This window comes from Paenibacillus alba (assembly GCF_013204855.1).
Lineage (GTDB): Bacteria > Bacillota > Bacilli > Paenibacillales > NBRC-103111 > Paenibacillus_E > Paenibacillus_E alba.
This window is the reverse complement of record NZ_JABMKZ010000003.1, coordinates 176,119-190,881: the sequence shown is the minus strand read 5'-3', so window position 1 is coordinate 190,881 and position 14,763 is coordinate 176,119. Positions and strand designations below refer to the sequence as shown.

The 14,763-nt window shown below is 50.6% G+C and carries 8 protein-coding genes and 1 pseudogene; 1 reads left to right on the top strand and 8 read right to left on the bottom strand.

The window, feature by feature from the left end:
• Position 1: 1 nt before the first annotated feature.
• From addA to HQN90_RS04405, 4 genes are all read right to left on the bottom strand, one after another.
• Entirely contained in the window at positions 2-3,964 is a 3,963-nt protein-coding gene (gene addA / locus HQN90_RS04420) for a helicase-exonuclease AddAB subunit AddA (RefSeq protein ID WP_338042276.1), read from the bottom strand.
• A gap of 25 nt (positions 3,965-3,989) precedes the next feature.
• Positions 3,990-7,517 carry a helicase-exonuclease AddAB subunit AddB gene (addB, locus tag HQN90_RS04415; RefSeq protein WP_173216657.1) on the bottom strand — a complete coding sequence of 1,176 codons (3,528 nt, stop codon included), beginning with the start codon at positions 7,515-7,517 and terminating at the stop codon, positions 3,990-3,992.
• Positions 7,518-7,705: 188 nt separating this feature from the next.
• Positions 7,706-8,821: a citrate synthase/methylcitrate synthase gene (locus tag HQN90_RS04410; RefSeq protein ID WP_173216656.1), complete on the bottom strand. Its 1,116-nt coding sequence runs from the start codon at positions 8,819-8,821 to the stop codon at positions 7,706-7,708.
• A 381-nt stretch (positions 8,822-9,202) separates the two neighbouring features.
• Complete coding sequence (locus HQN90_RS04405; RefSeq protein ID WP_173216655.1) at positions 9,203-10,573, bottom strand: class I SAM-dependent rRNA methyltransferase; 1,371 nt, start codon at positions 10,571-10,573, stop codon at positions 9,203-9,205.
• Positions 10,574-10,696: 123 nt separating this feature from the next.
• On the opposite strand from HQN90_RS04405, the gene HQN90_RS04400 reads away from it, so the two are divergent.
• On the top strand, positions 10,697-11,704 hold the full coding sequence (locus tag HQN90_RS04400) for a Na/Pi cotransporter family protein (protein ID WP_173216654.1): 1,008 nt from the start codon (positions 10,697-10,699) through the stop codon (positions 11,702-11,704).
• Here HQN90_RS04400 and HQN90_RS04395 read toward each other — a convergent pair.
• From HQN90_RS04395 to HQN90_RS04380, 4 genes and pseudogenes are all read right to left on the bottom strand, one after another.
• A pseudogene (locus HQN90_RS04395) lies at positions 11,667-11,765 on the bottom strand (deoxyribose-phosphate aldolase); the annotation flags it as partial. The gene HQN90_RS04400 and the pseudogene HQN90_RS04395 overlap by 38 nt on opposite strands.
• Positions 11,766-11,864: 99 nt before the next feature.
• Positions 11,865-13,205: a tRNA (N(6)-L-threonylcarbamoyladenosine(37)-C(2))-methylthiotransferase MtaB gene (gene mtaB, locus HQN90_RS04390; RefSeq protein WP_173216653.1), complete on the bottom strand. Its 1,341-nt coding sequence runs from the start codon at positions 13,203-13,205 to the stop codon at positions 11,865-11,867.
• 5 nt (positions 13,206-13,210) lie between these two features.
• The gene (locus HQN90_RS04385; protein ID WP_173216652.1) at positions 13,211-13,978 is read right to left on the bottom strand and encodes a 16S rRNA (uracil(1498)-N(3))-methyltransferase; all 768 of its coding nucleotides are present in this window, start codon (positions 13,976-13,978) and stop codon (positions 13,211-13,213) included.
• A 105-nt stretch (positions 13,979-14,083) separates the two neighbouring features.
• Positions 14,084-14,755 carry a site-2 protease family protein gene (locus HQN90_RS04380; RefSeq protein ID WP_173216651.1) on the bottom strand — a complete coding sequence of 224 codons (672 nt, stop codon included), beginning with the start codon at positions 14,753-14,755 and terminating at the stop codon, positions 14,084-14,086.
• Positions 14,756-14,763: the final 8 nt, after the last annotated feature.

Below are 14,763 nucleotides of genomic sequence, written 5' to 3'. Positions count from 1 at the left end.
CCTACATTTCCAACAATTTCGCACCATCAAAGAAATACAGAAATTTCCCATTGATTGGCCGCTTCCAAATTTGTTCCACAGCTCGTGAATACAACGTTATTTGCTTTTCATAACGCAATTGAAGCTCGGCATCGCTGCTGCCCTTGACCGCATCCGTTTTGTAATCAACCAGCACAAGACCTAGCTCGTCCTCAAATAAGCAATCAATAACCCCTTGAATCAGCACCGTCTCGCCTGACGTGGAACGATCCGTTCCCAGATAAACCTCATCTGCGGGCAATCCATAGCTAAATGGAACTTCTCGTTGTATTCGGGATGCCTGTACCATTCGTCTGCCAACCTCTGTCTGAAAAAAGCGCAAAATAACAGGAATATCCACGACCGCACTTTGCTCCAAAGTGAGTGTTTGCTTGCTCAGCATTTCAGCTAGCGTAGCCTGTATGCTCGCTTCCGTTGGCATTTCCTGCAAGGACAGATTCTGCATGACGGCATGAACAATGGTGCCTTTTTCAGCGGCTGTCATTTTCTTCTCTTCCATGAATCTGGGTCTGCGCCAAATGGTCGCTCGCGAATTGTGCTTTTCCGGAACATCTGCCTTCAAGGAAGCCATGTCGCCACCAAATGGAAGCTCCATATCTTCGGCAATTCGATTGAGCTCGGATAGCCGTTTGATTTCCGAAACCGTTGTTTTGGCAAACAGCTTAGGCGCTTCGGAATAGGTATAATCCCAAGATAGCTTATCCTCCAGCCATTCCTTCCAATCACCCGCTACAGCCACAGCTTGCAAATGACTAACTCGCTCCATGCGTGCCGCATCCGGCACATTGCTTTGTTCTTCCGTTATTTCTTCCAGCTGCAAGCTCTCTGGCATAATGATGGTTAGTTTCCACTGCGAAGGATCGCTCAGCAGCCGCACCCCCGAGGATGACTCACTGAGCCCAAGACGCTCTCTCCAGAGCGCAGCATCCGGGTGACGAAGCAGCGCTGGGCCAACCCAGTCGAGATAACTTTTGGCTTTGGCCAATTCAAAGTCAGGCAAATACCACTGCGTCCTCGAAAGATGGCGTCCCCAGCCACGAAGCAGCTTATCGAGCGATTTCACGGTTCCGAGCAAATACAGCTTTTCTCTGGCTCTGGTCAAGGCAACATATAAGACACGCATTTCCTCTGCCAAAAGCTCAAGCTTCATACGCCGTTTGATCGCTAAGGAAGGCAGGGTCGGGTAGCTGACTCGCAAGGCGGTATCGACAAAACGCGGTCCGAAACCAAGCTCCTTGTGCAACAGAAACGCATCATTCAAATCGCGTTGATTAAACATTTTTGCCATGCCGGCTACGAAGACAACAGGGAATTCCAGTCCTTTGCTTTTATGAATCGACATGATCCGTACGACGTCTTCTTGTTCGCCAAGCGCACGCGCGGTCCCGAGATCGCCGCCGCTTTCCTTCATTCGTTCTATAAAACGGAGAAAGCGGAATAATCCGCGCAGTGATGTGCTTTCATATTGTCTCGCCCGATCGTACAGGGCTCTTAAATTCGCTTGTCTTTGCATGCCGCCCGGCAAGCCGCCGGCGAAATCATAATAGCCTGTTTCCCTGTAAATGTTCCAAATTAAATCAGCAAGAGAGCCCTGCCTAGCTTCGGTCCGCCATTTGTCCAAAAAGCTTAGGAAATAAGTCAGCTTCTGTAAAAGTGGCTCATTCTCCGCAGACTTCTCAGCTTTCACAAGCTGCAAGACCGACTCATAAAAGGGCACCGTTTTATCAGCCACTCGTATTTGTGCCAAATCCTCTGCCGTCAGCTGCACGACCGGAGAACGCAGAACGGCTGCCAGTGGGACATCTTGATAGGGATTGTCAATGACCTTCAATAACGAGAGCATAACTTCAACTTCCGTTGCCGAAAAATAGCCTGTGCTAAGCTCCGCATACGCGGGTATGCCTTGCTTCTTGAGCTCTTCAATAAGGATCGGCGACCACATCTGCGTAGCGCGCAGCAGGATGACAATATCCCGATACGTCACAGGGCGATCTCCACCTGATTTTTTATCAAAAACCTGAAAAATGTCCTGTCCGCCTGCTCCAAGAAGTCCACGAATCTGGCGAGCAATGGTACGGGCCTCCAGCTGTGCAGTTTCCAGCTCCTGTGCTTCCAGAATAGGATCAATAGCAGCCGGATTGCCATCTCCCGCTTGTTCACTATTCCCCTCATCCTCATCTTCTGCTTCCGAAGCGAAGGACTCGCTTGCCCCCGATGTATCCGCCTCACGGTTAATCAGCAGCATTTCCACGGAGCAATCCGAGGCAGATGGCGGGTAACCCGCCCCGTAGACAAGCTCAGCACGCTCATCATAGGCAATTTCGCCTACGGATTCGTTCATTATTTGCTTAAAAAGAAAATTCACCGCATCTACGACTTGCAGCCGACTGCGGAAATTACGCGCCAGATCAATTCTCCCGCCTTCAGCAGGCGATTCTGATGTTTCATCTTTATTAGAACGGTACGCCTTGTACTTCTCCAGAAAAAGACCTGGCTCAGCCAAACGGAACCGGTAAATACTTTGTTTCACGTCACCCACCATAAAGCGATTGCCAGGCTTAGCATTCGAAATCAATTCAACGATCGCTTCCTGTACACGATTCGTGTCTTGATATTCATCCAGAAGCACCTCGGCAAACTGTCTGCGGTAAGCAATAGCCGCTTCCGAAGGAATTAATTCACCAGGGATAGCGCCAGGGGCACTGAGGATTTGCAAACAATAGTGCTCTAAATCGGCAAAACCGATCAGCCCTTTCGCCTGCTTCCCTGTTTGATATCGCTGCCCGAAATCAGCAACCAGGTCCACTAAGGTGTGCAGAAGCGGAGCCATATCGGCAATTTCTTGGTGAAATTGTTCCGGTGTGCGGCCGAAGAGCTCTTCCTTTATTTTATTGATTTGCTCTTTGGCTTTGTTGCGCAGCTCCTTAACTTCCTCTTGGAGCTCTTTGTCGTAGTCGTCGCCTTTGCAGGCTTTGAGCTTGCCAAATTCGACGGTCTGAAAGCCGAGATACAACACGGACCAAGGATAGGTGGTCGTTTCTAGCAAGTTGTTCACGAGCAGCAAATCTTCGCGTAAATTGTCCAAATACGGTGCTGGCCCGCCAGGGGATTCCGCGATGTCTACGGCTTGGCGCAGCAAATCCGCTGCGCCTTCCAAATCCAGCGTCAGGTCGCGAATCAGACTCTGTTCCCAGAGCGAATAATCCACCGGCGCCGCAGCCGCCGCAACGTAAGGCAGCGCCTCCTCTACCACGGAGCCTGCCTCCTCCGGCATCTCCTGCGCAGCCGGCGGCCCAAACATCGAAGCCGTCGCTCTTAACCAGTGCTCCGGCCACGGATGAGAACGCGACACATCATACAGCTTCTGAATCAGCTGCATGATCGCGTCGTCGTTGCGCTCGCCGCTGAACGAATCGACCAGCCGCCAGAAGGCGCTGTTCTCTCCGCTTGCGGCGTAATATTCCTCGAGCATTTCGCCAAGCAGATCCTGGCGAAGCAGCTCGGCTTCCGTTTCATTCGCGATGCGAAAGCCGGGATCAAGCCGAATCAGGCTGAAATACCGCTGCACGACTTCCAGGCAGAAGGAATGCAGCGTCGTAATCGAGGCGCGCCCCATCAGCGCAAGCTGCTTCCGCAGATGCTGCGAATGCGGCTGCTTCATCAGCTCTTGTTCCAAAGCATCTCGAATCCGATGCTTCATTTCGGAGGCGGCCGCTTTGGTGAACGTTGCGACCAGCAGCCGATCTACATCTACCGGCTCCCACTCGTCCGAGATCCGGCGTATAATCCGCTCGACGAGCACGGCTGTTTTTCCTGAGCCGGCCGCAGCGGCGACCAGCATATTTTGACCCTTAAGCGTAATAGCGTCCCATTGATCATCCGTCCATGTGCTTCCGGGAGGCTTAGGCTGTTGTTGTTTCTTCACGTATACATTCTCCTTTCCGTCCGTATTAATGGCTCACCTCTTGCTCCAAATCGGACCAAAGCTGATCTTTTCCTCTTTGCTTCAAGACATGGAGTTCGTTTCCTTCAAACAAAGGATCAAACTGACAAATCGATTTATAAGAACAGTACAAGCAGGCTGTTTTTTTGCCCAAACGATATGGAGAAATATCGACATGGCCATCCGTAATATCGGTACCGATCTGCTTGACTTGCTTGCGGACATATTTGCGCAGCGTATCCCACTGTTCGTCCGTTGCAACGGATGAGCTGGAATAGAAGCTGCCGTCTTTCTTTAAGGCGACCGGAATCAGCTGAGAATGTCCTGCACTTTTTAACAGTTCATCATCCATCAAGCCGGCGACTTCCGCATCAGCGGTAATAAGACCCTTCATCTTAAAACGTTTGCGCAGCTCCTTCTCAATTTGAGCAGGATCGAGCGCATTTTTTTGCTGCAGCATCGGATTATGGACGTGGAAATAGAGGACGCCTGCCGGCTTGGCCGCAATGCCCAGCCACTGCTCGGCATGGGTAATAATGACGTCCAAATACGTCAGCATTTGCAGCGAAAGCCCATAATACACCTCAGATAGCTGTAACGAGGTTGTGCTCGATTTGTAATCGATGACCCGTAACAGGACGCCCTGTTCGCCGTCTGCGCGATCGACCCGGTCAATACGCCCAATGATTTCCATGGTGCAGCCATTCTCGAGTTCAAAGATCAGCGGCGGCAATTCTTTGCCAGGTCCAAAATCAATTTCCAAACCTAGCGGCTCAAATTGACCATGCTTCGCATGCTCGCCAAGCACGACGGCCGCCCTTCCCACAACCTGCTTCAATTTCCGCGCAATATAGGCGTAGCGGCTTGAACTCAGCAAGATTTCGCCTTGCAGCCTTGGGGCAAGCTCATCAACAACCTGAGCGGAACGCTCCATGCATTGCTCTGCCGTCAGAGAACCCCAATCCAGTTGATCCTGCTGCAGCTTCTGGACAAACTGATTGAGCGCCGCGTGGAACAATTGCCCAATATCCGGGGCATCCAGTCGGTAGACCCTGCGCTCTTGCAGCCTTAAGCCATGTGAAACAAAGTGCGAGAATGGGCAAGCGACATATTTCTCCATCCGTGAAACACTTGCTCGTAGATTGTGACCATACAGCAGCTTGCTTGTTCGGGGGCTGAGCCCTTCCTCTTTATTCGTATATTGCAAAGCTTGAACAACGGATTGAAGCTTCATTTGCCACTCTGGCTTGGCCGCATACCAGTTAAAGGTTTCCCACCAAAGATCATCCATCCGGCCACCCAGCATCCAGTGCTTCATGCGGACGGCCAAATAAGAAATCGCCTGATTCGGATGAGCAATATAATAAGACTGTTCGTTTGCTGACGACTCATTCGAAGGTTCAGCCAACAATAGTGGAGCTTCTGTTCCCGGAAATAGCTGGCGAATTTGCTTAATAAGCTCAGAGGGCAGCAGTGATTTTCCTTCCTCATCAGCCAGCGGATAGCTCAACCATAATCTTTTTCCTGGCACGGTTAGCGAGGTATACACAATAAACTGCTCGTCGAGCAGCTTGCGGCGGCTTCCATCCGCCATCGGGAGACCGGAATCTGTTAGAACCGTTCTCTCCGCTTCCGTCAAAACTCCTTTTTCAGCCATCTGAGCGGGAATGACCCCATCATTTACACCCAATATGTAAGCATAGCGAATTCCGCTGGAACGCGTCCGATCCATGCTCCCAATGAGCAGCTGATCCATGGAAGGAGGAACCAGACCAAGCTTCATACTCTCCATCCCCGTCTCTATGAGGCCATTAAACAGCTCTAATGACAGATCATCTTCGCCCATTGTCTCCACCAGTTGATCCAGCATATCCATGACACTGTTCCACATTTGTCCGTGCTCACGGGCTTTTTCCGGCTTGCCCTCGCGGGTTGCCGCCTCACTCCATGCCTCTAATTTCTCCGGCGCCTGCACCGTGACCAAGAGATCATATAAAGCAGCGACTTGATCCTTGACGGATTTGGCTTGCTGCAGCTTTTTGGAAAAAGCCAGCAAAGGCTTGACTACCCATTCTTTGCTTGTGTTCAAGGCATCCAGCTCCGCTGTTGGCTCCTGCGCCTGCTCATCCACTTGCTCCAAGTTGGCCCGGAACTTAAAGGTCCATGGCTTGCCGTCCGTCCACCTGTATCCTTGAATTCCAAAAGCCAATACATAATTCTCTAATTTATCCAGCTCGGTTCGTTGGTCGGCTGCTTCTACGGGGATCAATAAGTCGGTTTTGACACAACGAAATACGGCATCGTAATGCCAATTATGCTGGACGACCTCCAACGCAGACCGAATAAACTCTACGAGGGGATGATGAAGCACTGAGCGCTTTTGGTCAAAAAAGTGAGGAATATCATAGTCGGTCAGCATCGCTTTCAACAGATCCTGATAACCTTCCATATTTCGTACCATGACGGCTATTTCTCGCCACCGCACGCCTTGCTCGCGAACGAGCTGCAGCATATCACGAATGGCTCCTTCAACTTCGGCACGGCGGTGGACCGCTTCTTTAATCACAAGCTGGTCGTTTAGCTTCTCATTGGATGCCGGTTGATAACGCCGAGCCGCTCCGCCAATCCGTCGATCGAAATTACGTTCCAAATAACCAAGAGCCGGACTGTCTTCATAGCGAGGGGAATGCTCGGGCGCTAGCAAATGAACCTCCGGCGCTTTTAGCCCAAGCTGCCAAATCATCTCTTGCATGCGAACCATCGTCATCGCTGTCGGATGAAACAGATCCAGCTCGTCCGGTCTATCTCCGGCTTGCAGCTCTCGATCCACACAAAGTGTAACCGTCACTTGCCTGCAATTCGCAAATAAAGCGCCCACGACAGCAAATTCTTGCGGTGTAAAGCCGTGGAAGCCGTCAATCCAAATCGATGCCGAACGCAAATAGGCAGACTTGGCTATTTGCTCAGCCAGCAGCGTCAAATAATCCTCACCGTCCAAATATTGACGTGCCAGTTCTGCCTCAAATTGGCGGTAAACCAGCTGTATATCATGCATTTTGTCGCGCAGCAGACCACTTTCACCCAGCGCTGCCGCACGTTTAGCCTCATGCTCTGTGAGCTGCTGAGCCGTCACGCAATATCGCTTCATTTCCGTAAAAAGCTGATTCAATCTGTCGACAAATCCCATTTGCTCAGCGGAATGTCCGAATAGGCGAAGCTGATCTTTATATTTATGTAAAATACTTGTTAGCAGCAATTTCTTGCCTGTATCATCAATCGGCAGTCTGGCCGTGCCGCCTTCTTCCTGCATGACGCGCCATGCCAAACGATGGAAGCTCAGCACTTGTGCGCGGATCATCCCACGAATGCTGGGATCCGAAACCAGCGCATGCTCTGCTTGAAAGGTTGCCTGCTCTGGCACTAGTAAAATAAGCGGATCACCTTCCGGCTCTGCCGCCAAGAGCTGCTTCATCTCATCCAAACAACGTTCACTTTTTCCACTACCGGCTCTGCCGATCACGAATCGAATAGACATACAGGGCCTCCTTCATGCTTTCCTCGGAAAGCTTGCTTCGTTAGCAATTCTCACTTCTCTATCTTTCCTATTCTATCATACTTTTGGTAGAAATGAGGCGTGGCAGATGATGGGCCTTCCCCAAATCAAAGAAGCTGATCCCCCGATTTATCGTTAACGGAGAGATCAGCTTCTATGATAATCAGTTCTTAGGAATGCCGAAGAGTGGCAGGCAGTTCGCCAATATAGGTGGATTGCGGTCTGAAAATCCGATTGCAGCTGGCTTGTTCCAAAAGATGAGCGGTCCAGCCCACCATGCGGCTTGCCGTGAAGCTGGCTGTAAACAAATGTGGCGGCAGCTCAATGGCACGCATCACCGCTGCGGCATAAAACTCCACATTCACATATAAATTCCTTCCAGGCTTATAAACAGCTAACAAATCAACGGCTGTCTTCTCAACGTGGACAGCCAGCTCGAACCATGGATCTTCGGAGGACAAATCCGTCATGATCTGTCTTAATGCTTCTGCTCGCGGATCGTTCGTTTTGTATATGCGATGCCCAAATCCCATTAGGCGTTTGCCGGATGCCAGTTGATTGCGCAAGTACTCCTCTGCCCGATCTTTGCTGCCTATTTCGTCCAGCATATGAAGCACTTCTGAAGGGGCCCCTCCATGCAGCGGTCCTTTCATCGCACCAATAGACGCACAGAGTGCCGAAGCCAAATCCGATTGCGTAGACAAGACCACACGCCCGGCAAACGTTGAAGCATTCATCCCATGCTCCATCGCTAGAATAAAATAAGCGGTCAGCACCTTCACATGGCTGGGTTGCGGGATTTCACCTGTCAGCATGTACAAGTAATTGGCAACATGATCCAAATCTGTATGAGGCGCTATGGGCGAAAGTCCACATGATTGCCGATATTTATACGCAATAATCGTAGGAAGCAATGCCGTATAGGCGATTATTGCCTTTTCGCTTGGCGGCCAAGCAGACTGCGTACTATCGCCTGTTCCCAGTACAGAGATCGCTGTGCGGAGAATGCTCATCATATCGCTTTCATTAGGCAGCAGGTCAAGTACGCTTTCCAGCGTTGCCGGCAAGGTGCGTCCAGCGACCCATTGCGCTTTAAATTCCTTGAGTGCCTCTTGACTGGGAAGCATGCCATACCACAGCAAATAAGCTGTCTCTTCGAAGCTTTTGTGCAATGCCAGCTCCTTGGCCTCGTATCCCCTGTAGACCAAATTGCCATTCTGTCCATCAACCAAAGATAGTTCCGTTTCTGCTGCAATTACCCCTTCTAATCCTGTTACTGATGCCATTGCGCTACCCTTCCTTCCGATGAGTAATAATTAACTTCTTTTTCTCATCTTAGTTGGTTTGCGCTAATTCATCCAATTGGCTTTTTCTGTCACATTGATAAATAAAATTCAATAATTAATTTTTATTGATCATATAAATTTATCGATATAGGCAGCGTGGCTGTAAGACAAATAAGAGCCCTCAAAGGCTTCTATTCCGCTCAAACGACCTCTTTTCGCGCGAATAGAAGCTTTCAAAGACTCTTATTTCACGGAGCAGCCACCTTTTCGCCCTTTACACAGCAAATAAGAGCCCCCAAAGGCTTCTATTCCGCTCAAATGACCTCTTTTCGCGCGAATAGAAGCTTTCAAAGACTCTTATTTCTTCAAAGCAGTAGCCACTTACTTGCTCCGCACCTCGAAGATAGCGAATTTCAAATAATGGCCCTCATCCACGCCAAGAATGCGGGGATGATCCATCCCGGCTTCACGGAACTCGATTAACCGGAGTATTTTACCGGCATCTGTTGCCGCGGCATGAATCGTTTCAAGGAATAGCTCTGGGTGCATATGGTAGGAGCAGCTCGCTGTAACGAGGTATCCTCCCTCATTCACGAGCTTCATCCCGTGCAGGTTGATATCTTTGTAGCCTCGGCAAGCGCCTTCTACAGCGCTTTTCGTTTTGGCGAATGCCGGCGGATCCAGAATGACGACATCCCAAGTCCGACCGCCTGTTGCTACAGGCTTTGACGTATCCACTTTCGTTTGTCCGCTGCCGGCATTCGCGCGCACCTTGCGCTCATCCAAGCCTTTGACCTGTGTACGCAAATAGTCAAAAGCATCGGCGACCACGAACTCTACGCGTTCTTCAAAGCCATTCAGTGCAACGTTTGTCCGCGCGCTCTCGATGGCATGCTCCGAAATGTCGAGGCAGGTTACCTTTTTTGCCCCAAATTTACATGCGTTAAGCGTGAAACTTCCGGTATGCGAGAAGCATTCCAGTACGGAAGCGCCATCCCAGTAAGGGAACGTAACGACTTTTCCGTTGGCATTGACCGGAAGCATCTGGATTATTCCGTCTTCTTCGACTTCCTTCAGCTCAATGCCGCTGCGATGGCCCCAACCTGTCATTAAAGGGCCGATGGCTGCACGATTTTCTCTTTGATCGAAGAAATAGCCAGTTTTCTGTCCATTTTCAATGTCGACGCGAATTCGCAAGCCATTCTCCAGAATATCTACATGCTTCGCACATTCGCCATACAGCAAGCCTTTGGTCTGCTTCAAGCCTTCCAGCTCACGAATGGAGACATCGCTGCGCTCAAAAATGCCCTTTGGCTTCATGACCTGAACCAATGCGGCAACAATGTGCTCGCGGCAGCGATCCATGCCCATCGTAAGAATTTGTACGACCAGCGTATCTTCAAATTTATCTACGATCAGCCCTGGAAGGAAGTCAGCTTCCCCATACACCAAACGATAGGATTGCGCATCTTTCACGAAGCGCGTGCGGTGCTGCAAGCAGCGTGTAAAGCGCTCTACGAAAAACTCGGTGGTCATTGCTTCCAGTGGTTTGTAGGATACGATTCGGACCGTTATTTGTGAAGCCTCGTTAAAATAGCCCGTTGCCAAATATTGACCCAAATGTGTTTGCACAGGGACAAGCTGTCCTGGTTCGATGTCTCCGTCTACACGCTCAATTTCACTCTTGAACACCCAAGGGTGTCCTTGCTCCAAACGAGGTTTGCGTTTCTTAAATAGAAATACTGCTGCCATTATGATCTTAGCCGTCCTTTGCGTGAAACCGTTCACCTCATCAGCTTGCTTGTCATGCTTGTCTGTACGGTCACATATATTGGTTGAAAATAAGTAGTCCGCTCACGAAGGAGAATCCCTACTATGCTGAATGCTATTATCTTGCCTGTGTTAACAGGCTTAGCTTTGTTTCTGTTCGGTATGAAGCTGATGGAAACCGCGCTTTCCTCTTGGGCAGGCCCTCGCCTCCAGCTATGGCTGGAGCGGTTCACCCGCACGCCGGTACGCGGCCTCGCCACCGGCACGATCTTGACGGCGGCGCTGCAGAGCAGCACCGCCATTACGGTGATCGCCATCGGCCTCGTCGGCGCCGGCGTCTTGACCTTCCCGAGAACGCTCGGCGTCATTCTCGGCACGAACATTGGCACGTGCCTCACCACCGAGCTGATCGGGCTCAGTCTCGGAGGCATCGGCGTGCCGATCCTGCTGGCCAGCGCTGGCGTCTGGCTCGCCAGCTGGCTGGCCGGACCCTTGCCGCCTGCGGCGCAAGGGCTCGGCCTAGACCAAGCGGCCGCCAGTGGCGGCGGCCGGGGCTGGCTGCGCAGCGTCCGCTACGGCTCGCTGGCGGTGGCGGGCTTCGCTCTCGTGCTGCTCGGCATCGAGATCATGCAAACGATCGGGCCTGCGCTGCAGACCCGCGGGCTCTTCGCCTGGTTCGTCCAAGAGGCGCAAACGAGCCTGCTCTGGGGCATCATCGCCGGTGCCGCCGTCACCGCGCTCGTGCACAGCAGCGCCGCCGTCATCGCGATGGCGATGGGCCTTGCCGCGGTGCAAGGGATTCCTGTTGAGCTTGGTGTCGCGATTACAATCGGTGCCAATGTCGGCACCTGCGTAACCGCGCTGATAGCTGGGATGAGCAGCTCGCGCGCCGGGCGCTACGTCGCCTGGTCGCATATCCTCCTTAATGTCGGAGGCGCGATCCTCTTTTACCCGTTCATCCATCAGCTCGTTAGCCTCTCAGCGCTTCTGGCCAATGACGCGTCCGAACAAATTGCCCGATCTCAAACGATCTTCAATGTCGCTTGCTCTTTGATCGCTTTGCCGCTTTGTTATCTTAATATGTGGAAGCGTCTTGAGTTCCGTTCACAATAGCAACACCGGAGCTCGTTCCGAGCCTTGTTGCCCCTGCTTCAATCATGGCAACAGCGGTTTTAGTATAATTCGTCATCCTTCAAAGAGAAAACCTCTATCGCAGTCATTCATGAAAGAGCGACCACGCTTAGAGGTAGGTTTCATCGCCTAAAGGTAAGCCTTACAAATTGACAACTGCTGCTGTTTCCAATACCCGCACCAACTGCCCCTTGCTTTCGTTCACGCCAGCTTCTGTTACTTTCACACGACAGACTTGACCGATCATGTCTTCCGAGCCTTCAAATACCAACTGGACGTAGTTATCGGAATAACCGCTGTACAACCCGCTGTCCGGAGCCCCTTTGTAGGCGCGTTCTGGAATGACTTCCAGTACTTGACCGATAAATTTCTGCGCATAAGCCAATTGCATCTTTTCAGACAGATCAATCAATTCGTGTACGCGCGTATTTTTGATTTCTTCGTCGACTTGGTCCTCCATCCGTGCGGCAGGCGTGCCTGTCCGTTTGGAATAAGGGAATACGTGCATCTCGGAGAACTTCATACGCTCCATGAATTCAACGCCATTTCGGAACATTTCGTCCGTTTCACCAGGGAAGCCTACGATAATATCTGTCGTAATCGCAACATCCGGCATAATTTCATGCAAACGCTCGATTTTCCCTGCGAACTCAGCTGTTGTATACTTTCTGCGCATGCGAGCCAGAACTTGGTCATCCCCAGCTTGCAGTGGGATATGCAAATGACGGCACATTTTGTCAGACGATTTCAAAACTTCAATGACTTCATCTGTGATTTGGCTGGCTTCAATCGACGAAATCCGAATGCGTTTCAAGCCCTCCACTTTGTCCAGATCCCACAGCAGTTTCGCCAAGCTGTATTCCTCAATATCTTCGCCATAACCGCCCGTATGGATACCCGTCAGGACGATTTCCTGATACCCTGCTGCCACTAGCTGTCTAGCTTGGGCAATGACGCTTTGCGGCTCACGACTGCGCATGAGGCCCCGCGACCACGGGATAATGCAGAAGGTGCAGAAGTTGTTGCAGCCTTCTTGAATTTTCAGAAACGCTCTTGTCCGATCGGCGAAATCAGGTACATCCAATTCTTCGAACTGGCGTGTTTTCATGATATTGCGCACCGCATTGATCGGTTGACGATCGCTTTCAAATTGTTTAACAAGCGGCAAAATGTTCTCTCGGTCCTGTGTCCCGATCACCATATCCACGCCAGGAATCGCCATAATTTCGGCTGGTGAAGTCTGCGCATAGCAGCCTGTTACCGCTACAATGGCTTCTGGATTGCGGCGAATTGCCCGCCGAATCATTTGACGACTTTTTTTGTCCCCTGTATTTGTAACGGTACATGTATTGATCACATACACATCCGCAGTTTGTTCGAAGTCAACCTGCTCGTAACCCTCATTTTTGAATAATTGCCAAATGGCTTCTGTATCATAGAAATTCACTTTACACCCTAATGTATGAAACGCTACCGTTGCCATAACGCTTATCCTCCCATCTCTCCGGTTTCATAGAAAAGACACGTAAGTCCTACCATCGCAGCAGTCTCCGTGCGTAAAATCCTTGCTCCAAGCGACACCGATCGAAATCCAGCGGCCTCTGCCTGTGCGATTTCCTGTTCGGTAAAGCCGCCCTCTGGACCAACAGCAATCAACACTTGTTTGCCAGCAGTCAATTGACCAGAGGCTTGCGCTTGTTGAATAGCTGGCTTTAATTGCTGTCCATCTTCTTTCTCATAGCAGATCCAAGCGATATCCGCTTCCTTCGCCCGCTGCAGCAGCTGCTTCCACGTATACACGGATTCAACTTGCGGCACCCGATTCCGATGGGCTTGTTCGGCCGCTTCCTTGGCGATCTTCTGCCACCGCTCGGTCCGTTTGGCTTCTTTTTTGGCATCGTATTGCACAATCGTTCGCTCTGATAAAAAAGGAAGAAACCGGGCTGCCCCGATCTCGGTCCCTTTCTGAATAATCGTTTCCATCTTATCGCCTTTGGGCAAGCTCTGCGCAATCCACACCTGAACCGCTGCTTCCGCGTCCATGGACAGCTCTTCCACAATCTCCGCGGTTACACACCCTTTGTCCAGCTCGGTAAGCCGCACTAGCACTTCACGGTCAATCCCATTGCTGCAAATGACTTTGTCGCCAACTTCTGCTCGCATAACTCGCGCCAAATGATGGGCGTCGTCTCCTTCTATGGTGACGGTCTGTGTGGTCTGGTGAAACTGCTCAGGCGGGAGAAAATATCGCTGCATCGTTAAAGCCTCTCTATCTACGTTCATGTCTGTGATCGTTTGGAACTTCCACTCACCATCATACCTTTTTTGACTCAGAAAATCTAGAGCGGGTTGCTGAGAGAGCTACATGCCTAATATCCAAGCAATCGGTCTGGAAAGGAATTGAATGATATCCGAGCCTAAGCTCAAATATGGATCCAATGTTACTTGTCGTAAAGGTCTTACAAATACAACCAGAAGAAAAATAACCGATGCCCATTGCTCGAACTTTTGCAAAGATTCACTATATCTCAGGTCTACTAAATCCTGAATAATACGGTAGCCATCTAATGGCGGGATTGGAATTAAATTAAACAGAAACAAGGTGATGTTAATGCTTAACATCAATCGTAAAAAAAGAACAATTGCGTCTGCACTTCCTTTGGACATGCCTTCCAACCAGCCGAATTTCTGGAATAAGAGCGCAACGAATATCGTGATAAAGGCCAGAATCAAATTGCTTATCGGCCCTGCGGCCGTGACGATAATCCCCATCAAGCGGGGATTCTTGAAATTTCCGCGATTCACCGGTACAGGCTTCGCCCAACCAAATCCAGCAATCAACAGCATAATCGTACCGAACAAATCCAAATGAACCATTGGATTCAAGGACACTCTGCCGAACTGATACGCCGTAGAATCTCCTAGTTTATAAGCACTGTACGCATGTGCAAATTCATGGATCGTGAAGGAAAGCACGAGTACCAGAATAACAAATGGCAATGTTTTTAAGTCATAAAATAATAATCCACCCATGGCTTAGC

Bases quoted from the DNA above. Each gene is read 5' to 3' on its own strand.
- addB (WP_173216657.1), bottom strand. From the start codon at position 7,517: ATGTCTATTCGATTCGTGATCGGCAGAGCCGGTAGTGGAAAAAGTGAA.
- HQN90_RS04410 (WP_173216656.1), bottom strand. From the start codon at position 8,821: ATGGCATCAGTAACAGGATTAGAAGGGGTAATTGCAGCAGAAACGGAA.
- HQN90_RS04405 (WP_173216655.1), bottom strand. From the start codon at position 10,573: ATGGCAGCAGTATTTCTATTTAAGAAACGCAAACCTCGTTTGGAGCAA.
- HQN90_RS04400 (WP_173216654.1), top strand. From the start codon at position 10,697: ATGCTGAATGCTATTATCTTGCCTGTGTTAACAGGCTTAGCTTTGTTT.
- mtaB (WP_173216653.1), bottom strand. From the start codon at position 13,205: ATGGCAACGGTAGCGTTTCATACATTAGGGTGTAAAGTGAATTTCTAT.
- HQN90_RS04385 (WP_173216652.1), bottom strand. From the start codon at position 13,978: ATGCAGCGATATTTTCTCCCGCCTGAGCAGTTTCACCAGACCACACAG.
- HQN90_RS04380 (WP_173216651.1), bottom strand. From the start codon at position 14,755: ATGGGTGGATTATTATTTTATGACTTAAAAACATTGCCATTTGTTATT.